The 19,979-nt window shown below is 40.7% G+C and carries 22 protein-coding genes; 19 read left to right on the top strand and 3 right to left on the bottom strand.

What is annotated here, in order from left to right; all coding sequences use genetic code 11:
- Nucleotides 1–13: 13 nt before the first annotated feature.
- The 17 genes from nlpI to MTF68_RS10790 all read left to right on the top strand — a co-directional run bounded on the left by nlpI (nucleotide 14) and on the right by MTF68_RS10790 (nucleotide 15,091).
- Nucleotides 14–892: a lipoprotein NlpI gene (gene nlpI / locus MTF68_RS10870; RefSeq protein WP_029773956.1), complete on the top strand. Its 879-nt coding sequence runs from the start codon at nucleotides 14–16 to the stop codon at nucleotides 890–892.
- Nucleotides 876–2,009: a hypothetical protein gene (locus tag MTF68_RS10865; protein ID WP_248462494.1), complete on the top strand. Its 1,134-nt coding sequence runs from the start codon at nucleotides 876–878 to the stop codon at nucleotides 2,007–2,009. Before nlpI ends, MTF68_RS10865 begins: the two co-directional genes overlap by 17 nt.
- Before the next feature lie 154 nt (nucleotides 2,010–2,163).
- Nucleotides 2,164–4,956 (top strand): monovalent cation/H+ antiporter subunit A, encoded by a 2,793-nt coding sequence (locus MTF68_RS10860; protein WP_024033786.1) that lies wholly within the window; start codon nucleotides 2,164–2,166, stop codon nucleotides 4,954–4,956.
- Entirely contained in the window at nucleotides 4,956–5,309 is a 354-nt protein-coding gene (locus tag MTF68_RS10855) for a Na+/H+ antiporter subunit C (RefSeq protein WP_004585893.1), read from the top strand. The genes MTF68_RS10860 and MTF68_RS10855 overlap by 1 nt, the downstream gene beginning before the upstream one ends.
- Nucleotides 5,306–6,823: a monovalent cation/H+ antiporter subunit D gene (locus MTF68_RS10850; protein WP_248462493.1), complete on the top strand. Its 1,518-nt coding sequence runs from the start codon at nucleotides 5,306–5,308 to the stop codon at nucleotides 6,821–6,823. Before MTF68_RS10855 ends, MTF68_RS10850 begins: the two co-directional genes overlap by 4 nt.
- On the top strand, nucleotides 6,823–7,359 hold the full coding sequence (locus MTF68_RS10845; RefSeq protein WP_029772199.1) for a Na+/H+ antiporter subunit E: 537 nt from the start codon (nucleotides 6,823–6,825) through the stop codon (nucleotides 7,357–7,359). Before MTF68_RS10850 ends, MTF68_RS10845 begins: the two co-directional genes overlap by 1 nt.
- Nucleotides 7,353–7,622: a K+/H+ antiporter subunit F gene (locus MTF68_RS10840; protein WP_004585896.1), complete on the top strand. Its 270-nt coding sequence runs from the start codon at nucleotides 7,353–7,355 to the stop codon at nucleotides 7,620–7,622. The genes MTF68_RS10845 and MTF68_RS10840 overlap by 7 nt, the downstream gene beginning before the upstream one ends.
- A gap of 9 nt (nucleotides 7,623–7,631) precedes the next feature.
- The gene (locus tag MTF68_RS10835) at nucleotides 7,632–7,964 is read left to right on the top strand and encodes a Na+/H+ antiporter subunit G (RefSeq protein ID WP_004585897.1); all 333 of its coding nucleotides are present in this window, start codon (nucleotides 7,632–7,634) and stop codon (nucleotides 7,962–7,964) included.
- A gap of 291 nt (nucleotides 7,965–8,255) precedes the next feature.
- Complete coding sequence (locus MTF68_RS10830) at nucleotides 8,256–8,753, top strand: DUF2059 domain-containing protein (protein ID WP_054982209.1); 498 nt, start codon at nucleotides 8,256–8,258, stop codon at nucleotides 8,751–8,753.
- A 150-nt stretch (nucleotides 8,754–8,903) separates the two neighbouring features.
- A complete protein-coding gene (locus MTF68_RS10825) occupies nucleotides 8,904–9,341 on the top strand; it encodes a MerR family transcriptional regulator (RefSeq protein WP_055253052.1) in 438 nt (145 codons plus the stop codon).
- On the top strand, nucleotides 9,338–11,581 hold the full coding sequence (locus MTF68_RS10820) for a heavy metal translocating P-type ATPase (protein ID WP_248462491.1): 2,244 nt from the start codon (nucleotides 9,338–9,340) through the stop codon (nucleotides 11,579–11,581). The genes MTF68_RS10825 and MTF68_RS10820 overlap by 4 nt, the downstream gene beginning before the upstream one ends.
- A 10-nt stretch (nucleotides 11,582–11,591) precedes the next feature.
- On the top strand, nucleotides 11,592–11,942 hold the full coding sequence (locus tag MTF68_RS10815) for a cupredoxin domain-containing protein (RefSeq protein ID WP_024033779.1): 351 nt from the start codon (nucleotides 11,592–11,594) through the stop codon (nucleotides 11,940–11,942).
- A 101-nt stretch (nucleotides 11,943–12,043) separates the two neighbouring features.
- Nucleotides 12,044–12,259 carry a TIGR02450 family Trp-rich protein gene (locus MTF68_RS10810; RefSeq protein WP_024033778.1) on the top strand — a complete coding sequence of 72 codons (216 nt, stop codon included), beginning with the start codon at nucleotides 12,044–12,046 and terminating at the stop codon, nucleotides 12,257–12,259.
- 539 nt (nucleotides 12,260–12,798) lie between these two features.
- Nucleotides 12,799–13,011 (top strand): calmodulin-like protein, encoded by a 213-nt coding sequence (locus MTF68_RS10805; protein WP_004585903.1) that lies wholly within the window; start codon nucleotides 12,799–12,801, stop codon nucleotides 13,009–13,011.
- Nucleotides 13,012–13,430: 419 nt separating this feature from the next.
- On the top strand, nucleotides 13,431–13,634 hold the full coding sequence (locus tag MTF68_RS10800) for a hypothetical protein (protein ID WP_064386783.1): 204 nt from the start codon (nucleotides 13,431–13,433) through the stop codon (nucleotides 13,632–13,634).
- Between the two features lie 73 nt (nucleotides 13,635–13,707).
- Nucleotides 13,708–13,914: an EF-hand domain-containing protein gene (locus tag MTF68_RS10795; protein WP_248462489.1), complete on the top strand. Its 207-nt coding sequence runs from the start codon at nucleotides 13,708–13,710 to the stop codon at nucleotides 13,912–13,914.
- A 232-nt stretch (nucleotides 13,915–14,146) separates the two neighbouring features.
- A complete protein-coding gene (locus MTF68_RS10790; RefSeq protein WP_248462488.1) occupies nucleotides 14,147–15,091 on the top strand; it encodes an EAL-associated domain-containing protein in 945 nt (314 codons plus the stop codon).
- 52 nt (nucleotides 15,092–15,143) lie between these two features.
- Here MTF68_RS10790 and MTF68_RS10785 read toward each other — a convergent pair whose 3' ends face one another.
- Nucleotides 15,144–16,766, bottom strand: a complete 1,623-nt coding sequence (locus MTF68_RS10785; RefSeq protein ID WP_248462487.1) for a M28 family metallopeptidase — start codon at nucleotides 16,764–16,766, stop codon at nucleotides 15,144–15,146.
- 155 nt (nucleotides 16,767–16,921) lie between these two features.
- Between MTF68_RS10785 and MTF68_RS10780 the strand changes: the two genes are divergently transcribed.
- The gene (locus MTF68_RS10780; RefSeq protein ID WP_171046485.1) at nucleotides 16,922–17,074 is read left to right on the top strand and encodes a hypothetical protein; all 153 of its coding nucleotides are present in this window, start codon (nucleotides 16,922–16,924) and stop codon (nucleotides 17,072–17,074) included.
- A 108-nt stretch (nucleotides 17,075–17,182) separates the two neighbouring features.
- On the opposite strand, the gene MTF68_RS10775 is transcribed toward MTF68_RS10780, so the two are convergent.
- Nucleotides 17,183–17,422 (bottom strand): RNA recognition motif family protein, encoded by a 240-nt coding sequence (locus MTF68_RS10775; protein ID WP_024033770.1) that lies wholly within the window; start codon nucleotides 17,420–17,422, stop codon nucleotides 17,183–17,185.
- 215 nt (nucleotides 17,423–17,637) lie between these two features.
- Here MTF68_RS10775 and MTF68_RS10770 point away from each other — a divergent pair, with 215 nt between their 5' ends.
- Nucleotides 17,638–18,915 carry a VCBS domain-containing protein gene (locus MTF68_RS10770; protein ID WP_248462486.1) on the top strand — a complete coding sequence of 426 codons (1,278 nt, stop codon included), beginning with the start codon at nucleotides 17,638–17,640 and terminating at the stop codon, nucleotides 18,913–18,915.
- On the opposite strand, the gene MTF68_RS10765 is transcribed toward MTF68_RS10770, so the two are convergent.
- Nucleotides 18,904–19,842 (bottom strand): LysR family transcriptional regulator, encoded by a 939-nt coding sequence (locus MTF68_RS10765; RefSeq protein WP_096042013.1) that lies wholly within the window; start codon nucleotides 19,840–19,842, stop codon nucleotides 18,904–18,906. The two genes, MTF68_RS10770 and MTF68_RS10765, sit on opposite strands and share 12 nt — an antisense overlap.
- Between the last annotated feature and the right edge of the window lie 137 nt (nucleotides 19,843–19,979).

Below are 19,979 nucleotides of genomic sequence, written 5' to 3'. Positions count from 1 at the left end.
ATTAAGGATTTTAATGATACTCAAACATTTAGCTTTGGCATCTTTTGCTATTTTGTCTTTAAGCGCTTGCCAAACCACGACTGAATCAAAACCTACGCCGATTGTTAATGTGCCTTTTACTGCACCCCTTGCATCTGACTTTAGAAGTGAAATTGCGATTGCACGTTACTCTGAGCTATTAAATAGAGCCGATTTAAGTACTGAGCAACAAGCTAAGCTTTATTATGACCGTGGGGTATTATTTGATAGCTTAGGAATGACCACGTTATCGCGCATTGATTTTAACCGCGCTATAAAACTAAAGCCTGATTTAGCCGAGGTGTATAACTTTTTAGGTATTCAGCACACTTTAATGCAGCAATACGAAAAAGCGTATGAGTTTTTTGACTCAGCCCTTGAGCTTAATGAAGAGCATGAATACGCTTATTTAAACCGTGGCATTGCACTGTATTATGGTGAAAGAGCAAACCTGGCGCAAAGTGACTTTGATGAGTTTTTAGCGCGTTCACCAAACGATCCTTATCGTGTGTTATGGCTTTACCTTGCACAGTCACAAGAGGATAAACAACAAGCATTAGCGGCTCTTAAAACAAATGCTGCAGCCCTTGATGAATCGCAATGGGCATATCAGTTAATTTCGCTTTATACCGGCGATATGAGTGAGCATACGTTTTTATCGGGTATTAGCGAGGGCGTTAAGTCAGAGCAAGAATACGCACAGCGCTTGTGCGAGGCGTACTTTTATTTAGCCAAAATGCACCAAGCAGCCGGAGAGCAGTTTTTAGCTGCTGATTACTTTAGGTTGGCATTATCCACTAATGTGCATGAGTTTATTGAATACAAATATGCACGTTTAGAGCTTGAGCTTATGGCTGGTGCAGACGCTAGTTAAATACCCGTGTTATCTGATTGGTTTGCTATTTAGCCTGCTTATTGCAGGCTCTAGCAACCAGTTAAGCAGCATTAGCTTTTGGCATGTACTTCACGCGCAGGCTAATCCGCTGCAAAGTTATTGGCAATTTCCCCGTTACTTTTCAAATAATATTGCACATCTTCCCGAGCTGACCTTAGGCTTTTTAGCGCGTAAAAATATCCCATCAGCTCAGTACAATTATTCTTTAAAGCTGATTAATGCAAGCAAAAACGAGCAAGCAAAGTTATTTTGGCTACAAAGTATTGAGCATGTTGGGCACAACAAGCGCCAACAACTCGCGGATGCTCTTTTAAAGCAAGGGCGCTGGAATGATCTTCAACTATTGTTAGCCCAAAACTTACTGCCTAGAGGCGCGGCATTTAACCATCTAGCGCTGCACAAAGGGAGTGACTATGAGCAAGTTTCGCCTTCCTTTTTACATCAACTTGGTTTTGCAGCGTTAAATACACGCCCGCCAATTAACAATAGCTGTAGTTACAATGTGCTGCTATTAGGTGTAAATAGAGAAGCCTTGTTTAAGTTATCAAGTTTTGCCGCGCAGTATAATAAAAAACCTGAGCCGCAAAGCGGGGCGTATTGCTTAAGTAAACCGGTTTACGCTGGGGGCACAATTGACTGCGCTACCACCTCGGGCATGGCTAATTGCCTATGGCAAAACGCGCACTTAAAAGCGCAGTCTACTAACGGCTATGACTACACTGTAATTATGGGTACGAGCGGCAGCGCCAATGTAACAGGTAAAAAAATGCAGCTAAGTACCCAAGCAAACTATAATGTATTTTTGCATGAGCTCATGCACTTTAGTGGTTTTGAAGATGAATATACGCTGCCTATTTCTAAACAGCGCTGGTTGTGTAAACGCCAAGGATACGTAGCCCCAAATTTATATATTTCGCAAGGTGAGGCTGCGCCAAATGGATGGCACAAAAGCTTAAGTTGCCAGCAAGGCGGCGTGGCATATAAGCCAACTAAGCAATGGTCAATTATGCAGTATCAACAACTAGGTTTATCAAAGCGGTACAGGGCTTTGTGGGTTGATCAAATCAATGCTGCTAAAACCGCTCAGCTTGATTAAATTTAAATCGATTAGGCTTGCTATCTATAGACAAAATGGCCGTTTATAAGTATAACTGTACGTATTAATGTCGTTTAAAAACAGACAGTAAAAGCATCTTTTCGTGATGTATAAAACGTAAGGATAAACTTATGATTATAAAAGGCCCTACATTATGACTTTGCTCTGGATACCTTTGTTATCCTTAATTGGCAGTGTTATTTCTTCATGCACCGGCAAACTATCCCGTACGCAAGCTGCAGCTGTCACTGTACTTGCCCCTTTAGCAGCATTAGGTATTACGCTATACCACACCCCCGCTATTTTAGCAGGTGAAACGATTCGTTATGCTGTAACGTGGATCCCCGCTGTTGGACTGGACTTATCATTTCGTCTTGATGGCTTGAGCTTACTGTTTATGTTTATGATTTTAGGCATAGGCATACTGGTAATTACCTACGCACGTTATTATCTGAGTAAAAACGACTCCTTAGCTAAGCTGTATAGTTACTTATTGCTGTTTATGACCGCAATGCTGGGCATTGTTATGTCTAACAATGTTATTCAGCTTTGGCTGTTTTGGGAACTGACCAGCATTAGCTCGTTTTTATTAATTAGCTATTGGTGGCATAAAACAGAAGCACGAAAGGGCGCTCGCATGGCGCTAGCTGTTACCGGTGCTGGTGGCTTAGCATTGCTGGCAGGTTTAATGTTAGTGGCCGATATCGTTGGCAGTTACGACCTAGATGTAATTTTAGCTAGCAAGGCAATTGTTCAATCACATGATTTATACGAAACAGCACTGGTATTAGTTTTGCTAGGTGCATTTACTAAATCGGCACAGTTTCCATTTCATTTTTGGCTACCTCACGCTATGGCAGCCCCAACCCCTGTTAGCGCGTATTTACACTCTGCGACTATGGTAAAAGCAGGTATATTTTTATTAGCGCGTTTTCACCCAGTACTTTCAGGTACAGATACTTGGTTTTTACTGGTTGGTTTAACCGGTTTAACAACGCTTTTATTTGGCGCTTATATCGCCTTATTTAAACACGATTTAAAGGGCCTGTTAGCGTACTCAACCATTAGCCATTTAGGGTTAATTACCCTGTTATTGGGCCTAGATACTGAGCTCTCTACTGTGGCGGCAATATTCCATATTATTAATCACGCCACGTTTAAAGCCTCGCTATTTATGGCAGCAGGTATAATTGACCATGAAACCGGCACTCGTGATATGCGTAAGCTTAATGGTATGTGGCGGTATTTACCGTATACGGCCACACTTGCCATGGTTGCGGCTGCTTCAATGGCGGGTGTGCCATTGCTTAACGGCTTTTTATCTAAAGAAATGTTTTTTGCCGAAACCTTACATCAGCAAGTGCTTGGCTCTATGTCGTGGTTAATCCCGGTGTTAGCCACTATTGCAGGGGCGTTATCGGTGGCTTATTCGTCGCGTTTTATTCACGATGTATTTTTTAATGGCGAACCAATTGATTTACCACGCCAGCCGCATGAGGCTCCGCGTTATATGCGACTCCCTATTGAAGTATTGGTTGTGCTGTGTGTGCTGGTTGGTTTGTTCCCGCATTTTTCAGTCGATGGCATTTTATCTGCTGCGTCTTTGGCTGTACTTGGTCAAAAGGTACCAGAGTACGAACTGGCTATATGGCATGGTTTTAACTTACCGCTATTAATGAGCGCCATGGCGGTAGTGGGTGGTTTGTTTATTTATATAAATCGTAAATACCTATTTCAATTTCAAGCATCATTACCGCCACTTAATGCTAAAAAAACCTTTGAGCTAATTGTGCTTAAGGTTATTAATTGGTGCCAAAGCAGGGTAAACACTATCGAAAACGGCTCATTACAACGCTACATTTTTGTAATGCTGGCGGTGGTATTGTTATGTGCCGGTTGGCCATTATTTGAAATGCAACAATTAGCGGGAAGTATGCCGCGTATTCCGGTTGATGTGCATAACGCAATAGGTGCAGGCCTACTGATTATAGGTGCTTTTGCTACCGTTATTTGGCATCGCTCACGCGTAGTTGCGTTACTAATGATTTCTATTGTAGGACTCATGGTGTCGGTGGCGTTTACGCGTTTTTCTGCGCCCGACTTAGCGCTTACGCAATTAACGGTAGAAGTAGCAACCGTTATTTTATTAATGTTGGCGTTGTTTTTCTTACCACAACATACGCCTAAAGAGTCTAGTTCGTTACGAGTACTCAGAGATTTAGGGATAGCCTCAACATTAGGTGTTGTGGTGGCAAGTATATGTTATGCATTACTTACACGCCCACTCGAATCGATATCAGATTTTTTCATAGCCAATGCCAAAACAGGAGGTGGCGGTACCAATGTAGTAAACGTTATTTTGGTTGATTTTAGGGGCTTTGACACCCTAGGCGAAATAACCGTATTGGGTATTGCAGCGTTGGGTATATTTAAAGTGCTTTCTCGTATTCCATTGTTCATGCCAGCAAGTGATGGTGAAGGGCGCCCATGGGCACGCGAGCGACACCCTATACTACTTGCCAGTATTTCGCATAGCTTATTACCGCTTGCACTATTAGTATCGGCTTATATTTTCTTACGTGGTCATAACTTACCTGGCGGTGGCTTTATTGCAGGGTTAGTAACATCAATTGCCTTTATATTGCAGTATATGGCTCATGGCTCAGCTTGGATAAGCGAGCGCTTTGCAGTCAACTACCGGAAAATTATTGCATCAGGTATCGGTATTGCCTTGTTTACTGGAGTCGGTAGCTGGTTCTTTGAACGGCCGTTTTTAACTACGTGGTTTGATTATTTCGATATCCCATTTATTGGCAAAACAGAACTTGCAAGCGCAATTGTGTTTGATTTAGGCGTTTATTTAACAGTGGTTGGAGCCACGTTAATGATATTAGCAAGCCTTGGCAACATGACAGCAGATACCCAGAAAAAAGAGGTAAATATTTAATGGAGCTATTGTACGCATCTTGCGTTGGTGTATTAGTTAGTTGTGGTGTGTTTTTACTGCTAAGGGCCCGTACGTTTCCGGTAGTGCTTGGCCTTACTATGATTTCCTATGCCGTTAACTTGTTTTTGTTTTCTGCGGGACGCTTAACCATAAATAAAGCGGTTGTACTTGGTACAGGGGCTGAATATGCCGACCCTTTACCTCAAGCACTAGTGCTTACTGCAATAGTGATAGGATTTGCAATGACTGCGTTTGTGGTTATTTTGGCTATACGTGGTAGAGCCGATTTAGGGAGCGATCATGTTGATGGGCAAATCATCAAAAGCGCAGCCGATAGCAAGGAGCAAAAATGATTCAACATTTAACCTCTTTGCCTATTTTATTACCTATGTTGGCAGCGGTAATATTGCTTTTGCCACCCTGTGGTAAAAGTTTACGTATTCGCCGTATTGCCTCATCAATTATGGCGGTGATCACATTTGTTGTTAGTGCATTGCTGTTAATCCATATATGTAACAGTGGTATCAATGTATACGCTATTGGTAATTGGTCTGCTCCTTTTGGCATAGTGCTTGTTGCCGATATGCTTTCTACTTTATTGGTTGCACTTACATCCTTTTTAGGAATGGGAGTCATTTTATATGGCTGTGCCGGCGATGATGCAAAAGGAAACTTTTTTCATCCATTAGTTCATTTTTTAATATTAGGTGTTAATGGGGCATTTTTAACGGGTGACTTATTTAATGTATTTGTATTTTTTGAGGTGTTGTTGATTGCCTCATACTCACTACTTATGCATGCCGGAGATAAACAAAATACCCGTGCAGCGCTCCAATATGTAATATTAAATTTGGTTGGCTCGAGCGTATTTTTAATTGGTTTAGGTATTTTATACGGCGTACTGGGTACATTAAACATCGCTGATATGACGCAAAAAGTAGCCCTGTTGACTGGCGATGATGTCTATTTGGCGAAGGCCGGCGGCTTACTGCTGTTAGTTGTATTTGCTTTAAAAGCCGCATTGCTCCCTTTGCACTTGTGGCTACCAAATACTTATGCCAGTGCAAAGCCTGTGGTTGCCGCTTTATTTGCTATTATGACCAAGGTGGGTGTATACGCCATGCTGCGCGTTTATACCGTTATTTTTGGTGAGCAAGCCGGTGAGCTTGAACATATGGCGCAATCGTGGTTATGGGGCTTAGCCATTGCTACTATAGTGGTTGGTGCAATTGGCGTAATGGCTGCGCAAGATTTACGTAAGTTAACGGCAAATTTAGTTGTTGTATCAGTGGGCACGTTAGTCGCTCTAATTGCACTGCAAAACGTAACCGCAACAGCTGCACTGCTTTATTATTTAGTACACTCCACATTAGTCAGCGCTGCACTATTTTTATTAGCTGATTTAATTGCCACACAAAGGGGCAAAGTAGGGGATAGACTGGTTGCCGGACGAGCCGTAAACCAACCTTACTTATTAGGAGCATGCTTTGTAATTGCTGCATTAACCGTAGTAGGTATGCCGCCGCTATCGGGGTTTGTTGGAAAAGTTTGGATCCTCAAAACAACCTTAAATAGCGAGCAAGCCTTACTATTTTGGCCTGTCTATTTAATTGCTAGTTTTGTTTTATTAGTTGCACTTTCTCGTGCTGGTACAAGTCTGTTTTGGGAAAGAAAAGGCAATAAAACAGAAAGCGCCGAGGGCGAAAATGCTCCCCCATTACAAGTGATGATAATTGTAGGGCTACTTGCGTGCTCACCTTTGTTAGTTGTTTTTGGCGGACCAATAAGTGAATACATGGTTAGTGCTGCTACGCAATTGCATGACATAAGTGGTGGCATTAATGCAGTTATGAAGGGAGGTGAGTAATGAGGTTACAAGCCCGTTATCGTTGGTTGCCAACGCCGTTTCGTAGTTTGTTTTTATTTTTAATTTGGTTGTTGCTTAATAATAGTGTATCCGCAGGGCATATAGTATTAGCTACGTTTTTTGCGATATTTATTCCGCTATTAAGTGTTTCATTACGTGATCCGCAACCTTTAATACTAAAACCAGGTTTGGCACTAAAACAATTGCTCATTGTACTTTATGATATAGTGGTTGCTAATTTACAGGTAGCCTTATTAATCATTGGTCCAGCTAAAAAGTTACGTCCTGCTTTTGTTAAAGTGCCTATAGATTTAATACACGATATGCCCATTACTATTCTTGCCAGTTGTGTATCTCTTACACCTGGTACAGTAAGTGCCGAGGTATATCCTATTCCTGAGTCACTAGATGAAGGCGAAAAGCCTAAACAGCGCTATTTACTTATACATGTGCTTGATTTAAAAGATGAAGAGGCACTTATTAAACAAATTAAACAGCGCTACGAAGCTCCCCTAAAGGAGATATTTCAATGTTAGATACTGTATTACTTATTGTATTTGCCATGATTGGTTTATCGTTACTGTTAAACCTATGGCGATTAATTATAGGCCCCTCAGTGCCTGATAGAGTTTTAGCCCTAGATACTATGTACATTAATGTTATCGCGTTAATTATTTTATACAGCATTAGTATGGGCACTGGTTTGTACTTTGAAGCCGCGTTATTAATCGCGATGCTTGGCTTTATAAGTACTGTTGCAGTATGTAAGTATTTACTACGCGGCGACTTAATTGAATAGGATATTATAATGATAAGCGAGTGGGTTGTATCAATATTACTACTTTTTGGTGGGCTATTTATTTTAATAGGGTCGCTGGGCTTAATTAAATTACCTGATTTTTACATGCGCTTACACGGCCCAACTAAAGCAACAACATTGGGTATGGCCAGCATATTAATTGCTGCAATGGTGTTTTTTGCAACGTCGGTGCACACCATAAGCGTAAAAGAGATTTTAATTACCGTGTTTTTATTAATTACTGCCCCTATTAGTGGGTATATGTTAATAAAATCAGCGATTCATCATAAGCTTAAAGCAAAAGAAGGCACAAAAGGGCTCGATAACGTAGAAGACGATTAGCCCCAGTGCACTGATAAAAAGGCCAAATAAACATGTTTTATTTGGCCTTTTTAGTATGGGTTTACACATGTACAAACTATTTTATACCCGTTCGCATAATTAAGTAATTTATTCTGAGGCTGGTAAAACGTGTTGATAATTTAGTAAAAAATTAGCTATTTAGTTGTTCTGAATGAGCATTTTTTAACGTAAGTAGCTACCCGTTTAGCCCCGTAAAATGAGTAAGTATTATTGCGGATTGATATTAATCATGTGAGTATGGTCTTACTTTTTATATTTAAGGATATGACAATGGCTAAGGCACTATTACTTTCGTTACTTATATTTTCTGGCAGCGTATTGGCTGACGAGGCAACTAAGCAGCAAAAAATAGATGAGCTGATAAACGTGATGAACATGGATGCTATGGTTGACTCTATGTACGGGCAAGTTGAAGGCATGATGAAAAATATGTCTGCACAAATGGGTGTTAAGCCCTCTGAGCAAGCTATTTTTGATAAATACTATGCAGATATGACCAACGTACTTAAAACCGAAATGAGCTGGAAAAAAATGCAGCCGATGATGGTTAACGTTTACGACAAACATTTTAACGAACAAGAAATTGCCGACATGCTGGCGTTTTATAAAACTGAAACAGGGCAAAAAATTCTTCAAAAAATGCCTGTAGTAATGCAAGAGTCTATGCAAATGTCGCAAAGCTTAGTGCAGGATGCAATGCCAAAAATTCAGCAAATAGCCGGTGAGCTAAGTGAAGAGCTAAAAGCCTCTCGCCAACAAGAAAATTAATCTCTCTGCCTCTTTTTAAGCGCGCTCATTAGCGCGCTTTTATTTTATCAGCTCCAGTAAATTTAAATTATGCTTTAATACTCCCCTCTATTGACCTGTGTGTCACACATAGGTTTACAATTGAGCTCTAAAATCTAAGGGGGCTAAATTATGTATGTTAAGCAATTAGCGAAGTTAATGGGTGTAACGCCTGATACAGTTCGTCATTACACACGAATAGGCCTTTTATCGCCCATACGTAGCCAAAGTAATGGCTATCAACAATATACAAAAGCAGACCGCCAACGTTTACAGTTTATTATAAGCGCCCGAAAGCTCGGGTTTTCCCTAAAAGATATACAGCATATCATTGGCGAGTCAGAACAAGGGCATTGCCCATGCCCCCTTACACGGCAAATTATTGCAAAACGTTTAGAAGAAACCGAAGCCTTGTTTCAAGAAACCCTTAAATTACGAGTGCGTATGCAAGCGGCGTTAAAACAGTGGGAAACATCGGCAGACGGCGCTGTTGCAAGTGATGTGTGTAGCTTAATAGAGACGTTTGTTGACCCACTTGTTGAGCCAAATAAAAGCGGAGATGTGCAATGAGTAGCAGTAAAACAACAGAGCAAAACTTTATTATTGAAGGTGCTAATTGTGGCAGTTGTGTAGCCAAAATAGAAAAAGCCCTCAATAGTGTGCAAGGCGCAAACAATGTCGAAATGAACTTTGCAGATCGCACCGTACGAGTAGAGGGCAGCGCGCAGCAAAGCACATTAATTAGCGCCGTTGAAAATATAGGTTACGGCGCAAAACCTATGGATAACACATCAGAGCAAGATGCGCTTGATGAAAAAGCCAAGTCAGACGAGGCACATTACAAAAAGCTAATGCGCAACATGATGCTGGCTTTAGGTGTGGGCGTACCGCTTATGATTTATGGGCTTATTTTTGATATGAGCGTGACAACCACTAACCAGCGAATTGCATGGGGTGTGGTCGGTATTATCACGTTTGTCGTTATGGCTGTAGCAGGTAAGCAATTTTATAAAGGTGCTTGGCAGTCATTTAAAAATCATGGGGCTAACATGGATACGCTTATTGCTTTGGGAACGGGCACTGCGTGGTTATATTCAATGTTTGTTGTGCTTGCGCCTAGCTTACTACCTGAGGTTGCAAGGCACGTTTATTTTGAAGCTTCTTCAATGATAATCGGGTTAATTAGTTTAGGCCTGGCTTTTGAAGTGAAAGCGCGTGGACGTACTTCGCAGGCTATTAAGCGTTTAATTGGCTTACAAGCAAAAACAGCCCGTGTAATACGCGATGGCGCAGAGCAAGATATAGACATTAGTGATGTGCAAAAGGGCGACCATGTAAGGGTACGCCCAGGCGAAAAAATCCCGGTAGATGGTGATGTGCTCGAAGGTAGCAGCAGATTAGATGAATCTATGCTCACGGGTGAGCCTATGCCAGTGAGTAAACAAGCTGGCGATAAAGTGGTTGCTGGCAGCATTAATAAAAGTGGTACATTATTATTTGAAGCCACACATATAGGGCAAGAAACAACCCTTGCCAATATCATTAATATGGTAAAACGCGCGCAAAACTCTAAGCCTTCAATAGGGCGATTAGCCGATGTTATATCGGGCATTTTTGTGCCCACAGTAATGATAATTGCGATACTAGCAGCCCTTGCATGGTTGAATTTTGGCCCAGCTCCTTCAATTGCTTATGCAGTGGTAGCGTTAACCACCGTGCTGATTATTGCATGCCCATGTGCGCTGGGTTTAGCAACGCCTATGTCGGTAATGGTGGGAATAGGTAAAGCCGCCGAGTTTGGCATATTAATTCGCAATGGCGAGTCACTGCAAACGACCTCTAAAATTACTACCATGATTTTAGATAAAACCGGCACTATCACCCAAGGTGCACCACAGGTAACAGATGTTGTAACGTTTAATAACGCAGATGAAAATAACGTAATGCAATTAGTTGCAAGCCTCGAGAGTAGCTCTGAGCACCCACTTGCGGAGGCGATTACACAGTACGCTCAAAAACAAAATGTAACCTTGAGTAAAGTTACCGACTTTGATGCCATTACCGGTAAAGGTGTAAGTGGAGCGGTGAATGGGCAAACACTGTTATTTGGCAATAAAGCGCTTATGGATAAATACGAGATTGCAGTTGATGACGCCACAGAGCAAGCACACACCTTTGCAAATGATGCAAAAACCCCGATGTACTTTGCCTGTAATAATCAACTAATGGCCTTAATTGCGGTAGCGGACCCGCTAAAAGAAGACTCAGTACAGGCAATCAAGCGCCTGCAAAATGAAGGTATTCATCTAGTAATGCTCACTGGCGATAATAAAGCGACCGCACACGCTGTGGCTAAAAAAGTCGGTATTGATGATTTTATCGCAGAAGTGTTGCCAGAGGATAAAGTAAACGAAGTCACTAAACGTCAGCAGCAAGGCGAGATTGTAGGCATGACGGGTGATGGGATCAATGATGCCCCCGCGCTTGCTAAAGCAGATGTCGGTTTTGCAATTGGCACAGGTACAGATGTAGCCATAGAAAGCGCCGATATTACTTTAATGCGTGGCTCACTTCATGGCCTTGCCGATGCTATTGCCATTAGCAGGGCAACAATTAAAAACATTAAACAAAACTTGTTTGGTGCCTTTATATATAACGTTGCGGGCATCCCTATTGCAGCCGGTGTGTTGTATCCGTTTATTGGTGTACTACTAAACCCAGTAGTGGCGGGCGCAGCTATGGCGCTTTCATCACTGACAGTAGTCACCAATGCTAATCGCTTACGTTTTTATAAACCCAATAAGCGCTAAGGAGTCGATAATGTTAATGATAAATTTACTTGGTGCAGTATTAATAGTGGCCATTATTTATTGGTTTTGGCTTTATAAGCCAAAGCAAATACACAGTAATGATAATACGCAAACCATAGTGGTAGATAACGGCGTTTATCAACCAAGTCATATAAAGGTGGCGGCCAATAAAAAAGTAACACTTACATTTGATAGAAAAGACAGTGCACCGTGCGCCGAAACTATGGTGTTCCCGCAGCTTGATGTAAGTGAAAGCCTTGCAATGGGAGATAATAAAATCACTTTGCCTGCACTTAAAGCAGGTGAGTACGACTTTCATTGCCAAATGAAAATGTATAAAGGTAAGTTAATCGCTGAGTAACCAGTGAGTTGATGAAGTAACATTAATACGGCCTAACTTTATGTTGAGCTAAACAACGGGTTATGTCGTATTAGTATTAATTAAGCACACTAGATTATTTAATGAATAACTTAAACCCTAAAAAATTACTAAACAGTAAGTGGACTGCCACTCCAGCTATCAATAAAGAAAAACACTTTATCATTGTAGAAGTAGAATACGATGAAGAGGGTAATGTAATTGAATGCATTACCGAGTCGGTATTTTCTAAAAATCAGTACTCAATACGCTGGCGAGATTTAAAAGACACACAAAAATGGCGTCAAGGCTGGAAGTAGTCAAATTGTTTTTATACTTTAAAAACGCCAATTTGTTATGCCCAACAAAATGCAATGCGCTCCCTTTTTAATCCCTTCCTTTTACTAAATTCGCCATTTGGCAACAAATGCCTGTTTTTTACAGGCTTGCCATGCTTTTAAAAAATAAACGCTAAAAATTTTATAAATATCAATATATTTCAATTGGTTATGTTTTAGGTTTTATGACGTTTAATTGTTTTAATTAAGTTGTTCAGCTTTAGTTTATTCTTAAACTTCCCCACGTTATGTTTTTAGTTAGCTTTTAGCTCGTGTGTGGCTTTTTTATAAATCATAAGCTGTTGATTCTAATGGTTTATTTTAAGTAGCTCATCTAGCTGTTGCTAAAAAGCAACAAAAATACCCCTCGAAACTTAATTTTTTCATATACTTATCGTATAACTCATTGTTTATTAGGTGAAAATAAAACATGGCACTGAAGTTGTAATAGCTAAGCTGTATTAAGCAAAACGTGGGTAACGCCAATTGGCTACTCCCCTAACCCTATGAAGGATTTCATTATGAAAAAGGCACAATCAACATTGGTATTAATGGCTTTAGCCTCTTCATCAGCGGCTTTTGCAGTAACAGATTTTGACACACTCGATAAAGATGGCAGTGGCACATTAAGCCCGTTAGAAGCATCTGCTGATGCTGAATTAATGAGTCAGTTTACAAAACTTGATACTGACAAAAACAACGAGCTATCTAAGAGTGAGTTCGACAAAGCATAAGTGAGTGCTTTGAGTAGTTAACGCCCAGTGGCACGTTAATTCTGAGTTGCCAAAGACAACCTAAGTAGGCAAGGGAGCTTACCATAAAGAATAACAAGGATAGTGTAATACACAGGGCACTTTATTATAAACACATAGCGAAGGAATCGTTATGTAAAAGCGATACCCAACTTTGCTTGCAATAGCGCTGGTATTTTCTGGCACATTTGCAAAGTTTGACACCACAAACGGTAAACTTTTTAAAGCAGAGGTTTTACAAGCGTAGACGATTAATGCGCTGTGGTGTAAGCATAATTCTGAGTTGCCAAAGACAACCTAAATAGGCAAGGGAGCCTATTAAAAAGAATAACAAGGAAGTGAATTGTAACCACCTCAGTGCAAATTTATACAGGTAATGCATATTATTGAAGGATTACATTATGACTAAGCTGAAAACAACACTTGTACTTATCACCTTGGTGTCATCATCGGTGGTATTGGCAAATACAGAGTTTAAAACACCTATGCAAGGCGAAGGTGGTTTAACAAACCAAAGTGATCAATCAGCAGAGCAAATAATGCAGCAATTAAATATGCAAAGCCGAAATAGCCTAACCGAAAACGATTTTTTTGAATACAAATAACCGATTCTCCCTTTATGGATCTCAGAAAAGGATTTCTTCCCCTTTGCCAGGCACTTAGCCTAAGGAAATGATTATGAAAAAATTTATCGCACTTCTAGCCCTTGCCTCTTCATCAGCGGCGTTTGCCGCGGTCGACTTTAACAGTTTTGATGCCAATGGCGATGGCGTAATTAGCAAAATAGAAGCACAAGCCAACGCACAGTTAGCACGGTTATTTGATAAGCTCGATACAGATAAAAATGGTGAGCTTTCACAGGAAGAGTTTTCTAAAGTACAATAATTTTATGGCGTAGTTTTACACGCTTAAAATTTATCAGGTCATACTCACAAAGCAGTTAAGTAACATTTACTTAGCTGCTTTTTTTGTGCGTGGCGCAGGCATAACTGCTTTTTCACCAAATAGGTGCAAATGAGCACAAGTTAAAACCTTAACCTTATGAATAAAAACACTTTTTATACTTGGTTTTAAACTTGCTTAGTTAACGCTATAGCAACTGAGTGAGTACACAATTATGGCGCGAATGAGTTATATAAGTAGTGTTGAGCGCTACCATGAATATGAGCAAGTAATACACAGCTTGCTTGACTCTATTTTAATGAGTATTGAAGATGGGCTTAACAAAAATCGAGATACGCGTTTTTTAGTAAAGCAATATCCCTTTTTAGAGCTGCAATACTGTTTAAACGAATCTGGGCTTCAGCAAGGCAATAACGTTTGCTTTAAGCGTGCCTATAAAAAATTAGCCGAGCAAGGTAATCAGCAAGATTTAAGTGAGCGCCCTTACTTTTTACAATCTAAACAAACCGATTCGGTGTGCTTTACCGATCCGTATATTTCTATCGCAACTAATCATTTATGTATTTCGGCTATTAAAGAGCTAAAAAAGCCAATTAACCAGCAGCATTATTTAGTGTTAGACGTATGTTTAACCCAGTTAATTGAGTTTGTAATGGGAGACAGCGCGCGTGCCGGTATTTCGCCTTATTTTAAAGCGGGTTATGGGGTGATTGTGGCGTGTTTATTTACTTTGGTACTCTTTTTACTGAGCATAGTATTTAACGATATATATGCATTATTTACCCACTTTGACTCAGCGTCTGATCCCCTCGAGCCCTTTAGCATTATTATATATATTACTTTAGCGTTGGCCGTGTTTGATTTAGGAAAGACCATTCTCGAAGAAGAGATCTTAATGCATAAGGATATATTTAGACACTCTTCTACACGGCGCACAATTACCCGGTTTATATCTACCGTGCTAATTGCAATATCTATTGAAGCGCTATTAACCATGTTTAAGGCAGCGTTGGGGCAGGCTGAATACTTATTACCGGCCATTGCGATGATGCTTGCGGTGGTAGGGCTTTTAATAGCCTTGGCTATTTATGTGTATTTAGGAGCAAAAGCCGAAACCTTACTAATGCGGGCGCGCTCAAAATTAAAATCCTCCAAGTAGGAGGATTTTAATGCGATTGGTATGATTATTATTTAGCTTTAAACTTTACCTGCTAATGCGGCTTATCTTGCTCGCGCTTTGCTTTAAAGTCTGAGTCACTCGTCCATGTAGGCCAATCGCCATTGTTAGCAAGCTGTGTGGCTATATCAACAATAAGCTCTATGTCTTGCTTTACGCCACCTAATGACCACTGCGGCGAGTAATCGTCGGCTTCTTTATGGTATTTATGCGCAATGTAATCAGGGTCGGTATCGCCAAGGCTCATAAATAATAAACTCGGCACACCTTGCTTAGCTAAAGAAAAATGATCTGATCTAAAAAACAAACCGTTTTGCGGGCGAGGGTCCATTTTAACAACGCGACCTTGCGCTTTTGCCGCGTTTGCTAGGTAGTTTTCTAGGGTGGATAAATCGTTACCGTATTGCAAAATGTAATCGGTGCCATCTAGCACGTTCATTCCGTCAATATTTAATAGCCCGACCATTTGTTTAGTGGGCACAACGCCACCGGTTGCAAACTCTTGCGAGCCAATGAGGCCAGTTTCTTCTGCGGTAAAATTAGCAAATAAAATAGAGCGTTTAAACGGTGTTTGTTGGTGGATTTGATTCATAATGCGGGCAATTTCAAGTGTGGCCGCTGTGCCAGAGGCATTATCCACTGCACCGTTATAAATTTTAGGGCCGCTGTCGGTTTGCTTGGTACCAAAATGATCCCAATGAGCACCTATTACCACGTATTCATTAGGGGCGTCGCTTCCTGTAATTTGCGCAACTACGTTATGTGATTTGGCATGCGATACTTCGTTTTTAAATGAAAGGTTGGCTGTTAAATTAAGCGCTGTGGCTTTAAAGTCATCACTTAAAGCCTTTTGTTTTAAATTTTGGTAGTTAAGCTGTGCGGCATTAAAAATTTGCTCAGTAGTATTAAGTGTTAGCCAGCCCATAACTGGGAGCTTAGAAGCGTTTAGGTTATTGTCCATCAGGGTGTATTTAGTTCCTGTGTTTGAGCTTTCAACCACGCCCCAAGGGTAAGCCGCAGGGGCAGTTTCGTGCACAATAAATACCGCTTTGGCACCTTGGCGTGCGGCTTCTTCGTATTTGTAAGTCCAGCGGCCGTAGTAGGTCATAGCATTACCTGTAAATAACGCATCGTTTTGTGTAGCAAAGCCAGGGTCGTTTACCAATACAATAACGGTTTTACCTTCAACATTAATGTTTTCGTAATCGTTCCAGTTGTATTCGGGGGCATTAATACCGTAACCCACAAATACAATGTCAGAGTTTCGTACATCTATTACTGGCTGTAATTGCTCTGTACGGGCGGTAAAATCGTTACCTGCTTTAAACTTTAAGTCGCCCACCTGCAATTGCATATTTTGGTTGGCCGTGACCATTGCCATCTTTACCGGCTGTAAAAACTTGCCATTATACGCCCCAGTTAAACCCATAGCTTCGTATTGCTCGCTCAAGTAACCCACGGTTTTTACTTCACCATGAGTAAGTGGGCCGCGACCTTGAAAGTCATCAGAGGCGAGCGTTTTTATATGCTGTTTAACGTTATTTAGGCTTACGTCGGGCGTATTTTCTAAAGAAGAATGCTCGCTTGCAGGTTCAGAGCAACCAAAGAGAGCGACTAGCAGGCTTAGGCTAGCGCTTTTAAAAAAAGTAGAGGCCATAGTTTTCTGAATAGTTTTAAAAATTGGCTTTTAATATAAAGGAAGCACTGATGTGAGTCGAATATTTATCATCTTGCCAGTTCTATTTTTCAAAAATTGAAAATTGCCGGTGTAGGGTGTATAAATAATCGACAACAATAAATGGAGCACACACAATGAGCCAATCTAAAAAAAGCGGATACCTGTTTATAGGCAGCGGCGTAGCATTTTTTGCAGCAGCTTTGCTCGCACAGCAAGCGATGTTTTTTGCTTTAGCTGCATCTTTTGTAGTGTTAGGTACAATTAGTATAAAAAAAGCGGCACCCTAGGCGCTTAATATTTTAAAGCGCCGCGCTAATATTAACCTGTTCTATAGCGTACCTTAAAACGTAAAAAACCAGCAAATAGCTGGTTTTAATCATATAGCAAGTAACTAATTACTCATCTGCGTATTTTACGCGAATTTTGCTTTTATCAACGCTTAATTGATTAAGTGCTTTAATAGCGCTTCTACTTTCTATGTCGTTTGGCATTTCTACAAAGGCAAAACCTTTTGATAAACCAGTATCTTTATCAAGCACTAAGTTACAGGTAGTTACTTTACCGTGTGCTGCAAACAACGTGCGAAGGTCTTGCTCTGTGGTAGCGCGAGACAAATTACGAACTAATAATTTCATATATAACCTAAATAAGGGGTTCGCTGAGGATTATCTCAAGTAACTTGGTTTTAACCTAATTTTATTTTTACCCTTTTATTTAAAGTTGTTTTTCACAAATAGCTCTGCTAACAATTATAAAACCATACTGGTAATAAAGATCTAGTTATTAAAACAAATAATTGGTAAGTTATATTTTACTTTATTTACTTACCATTAACCTGGGCTGGTTGTTTATGTCAAAGTTTGGCTTGCGTATTTTAACTATTACTTCTGTTTGTTCTTTGGGTATTTTAGCTGTAGGGTGCGGTAGCTCAGGGTCAAAAAGTGAGCCTGTAAATGCATCGGTTGTAGCGCAAAGCGCCGCGGTTATTAGCGGTCAAACATTTGTAAGTATTGAAAATACCCGCGATATAGCAATTTCAGGTGAACTATCTATAACTGATGCACAAGCCAATGAGGAAGTATTTAAAACGCAAAGCAATAACACCACAACTTATGGTTCATTTAGCTTAACTGAGGATGGTAATTGGTCATATACACTTAATGGCGAGCATGCCACTGTGAGTGCATTAAACGAGGGCGAAACCTTACTTGATGAAATAACCGTCACATCGGCAGATGGCACCGAAGCGACAGTGTCTATAACCATTATAGGCACTGCAGGCCGTGATGATTTTATAGTAACGCAAGAAACAACCCTCAATGCCGATGGCGAAAACACAGGGCTAAGTGCTTATACATTAATAGAAAATGCGTTTAGTGAAGGTGCAATTGAATCGCCTGATATGTATAGCGGTAATCATCAAGATGTTGTGCATATTATTGAAGATACTGACTCAACTGTAGGTAATCACTTTGTGTTTTTAGCACATCGTGATGAAGACCAAGATAAAGATAAGGGTGCAACCGACCGCCAGCGCAACGAAATAAAAGCCTTTGATAAATCGCCCGCCGCAACACTTGCCTTTAAAGACGAAACCGTACAATACAGTTGGAAGTTTAAAGTCTCTAGCGAGCTTGAGCTGAGCAGTAAATTCAGTCACTTTTTCCAAATAAAAGCCCGTAACGACAGCAACGACAATACCAATGGCAACGACGACCAACCTATTATTACGCTCTCTGGTGCACAAAAAAACAGTACAGGTAATCAGCTGCAAGTACGTTATAGCGCAGGCTTTGATGAAAACGGTAACAGTACAGGGCTTGATAAAAACCTTATCGAAACCGACTGGTCACTCATTACTGATGAATGGATAGCGGTATTTGTACAAGCTACTTTTAGTGAAGCGGGGCAATTTGAAATGACCCTAACCCGCTTAAGTGACAACGAAGAGCTATTTAGCATTAGCGAGCAAAACATAGATATGTGGCGTGGCTTTAGCGATGATGACTTTGCCCGTCCTAAATGGGGTGTCTATCGTTCAATAGTCGAAACCGATAGCCTTCGCGCTGAAGAAGAGCAGGTACGATTTGCTGATTTTGTGATTAAAAAAGGCGTTTTAGCGCAGTAAATATTTGCCTAGTTTTTTATCGTGGCTACTTACACGTTGTTGAATAATAGCCACTATGTGGCGGCGTATCCACTGCAAACCGGCATCGTTGTCTTGGCGCTTATGCCAAATAACAGAGACAGGCGTTGGTGGCGTATCAATAGGGCTTTTTAAAACCACGAGCTTATTGGTAAATATTTCCTGCTCAAGCGCTATTGATGGGAGGACACAAATAAGATCGGTATTTTTAAGAATATTAGGTACATTTGCCGCGTTATTTACCGTCATCGCTACTCGGCGTTTTAACCCTAATACTCTTAGTGCTTGATCAGATGGCCCTAAAATATCGCCCGTAATTGATACTAATAAATGATCTGTATTAGCAAAGTCAGTAATACTTAAAGGGGCATTAGCAAGCGGGTGGTCAGGGCGCATAAGTACAACATATTTAGGCTTTAATAAGTGCTCGGCTCTAATAACGTTTTCAGACAGGGTGTAGCGATTAATTGCCAGTTCGGCTTCGGCGTCTTTAAGTACATTGGCAGCCTCTACCGCCCGATTAGGGATTGCATGGATATTAATGCCTGGGGCCTGCTGCTCAATAATTTTACGAAGAGGCCCCCATATCATTTCTACAAATATATCAGCGGCAGAAATACGAAAAGTGCGCTGCGCTGTCGCTGGGTTAAATTCACTTTGGTTTATAGCATGCTCTAATGATCCAAGTGGCCCCTGTATTTGCCCCCATAAATTGTTAGCAAATGCAGTAGGTTGAATATTTCGGCCATCTTTTATAAATAACTCTTCTCCCCACGCTGCGCGCATACGTGCAAGCGCATTAGATACCGCAGGTTGTGTCAGCGATAATTGCTCTGCTGCACGAGTGATACTGCCTTCAGTCATGATGGCATCAAAAATCATTAGTAAATTAAGCTCTTGAGGACGCATATAGCACCGTTATAAATTTTAAATGTAAGATTATTTTACATCATTTTTAGTGATGTGTTTTATACAGTAATATAATTATTTTTATGCTTTTACCGCGTTCATAATATAAGCAGATTTTAACACAACTCGTACAGCAA

The sequence above is a fragment of the Pseudoalteromonas sp. 2CM37A genome (assembly GCF_023161885.1).
Classification (GTDB): Bacteria; Pseudomonadota; Gammaproteobacteria; order Enterobacterales; family Alteromonadaceae; genus Pseudoalteromonas; species Pseudoalteromonas atlantica.
Note: the sequence above shows the minus strand (reverse complement) of the source record. Positions and strands in the feature narration are given on the sequence as shown.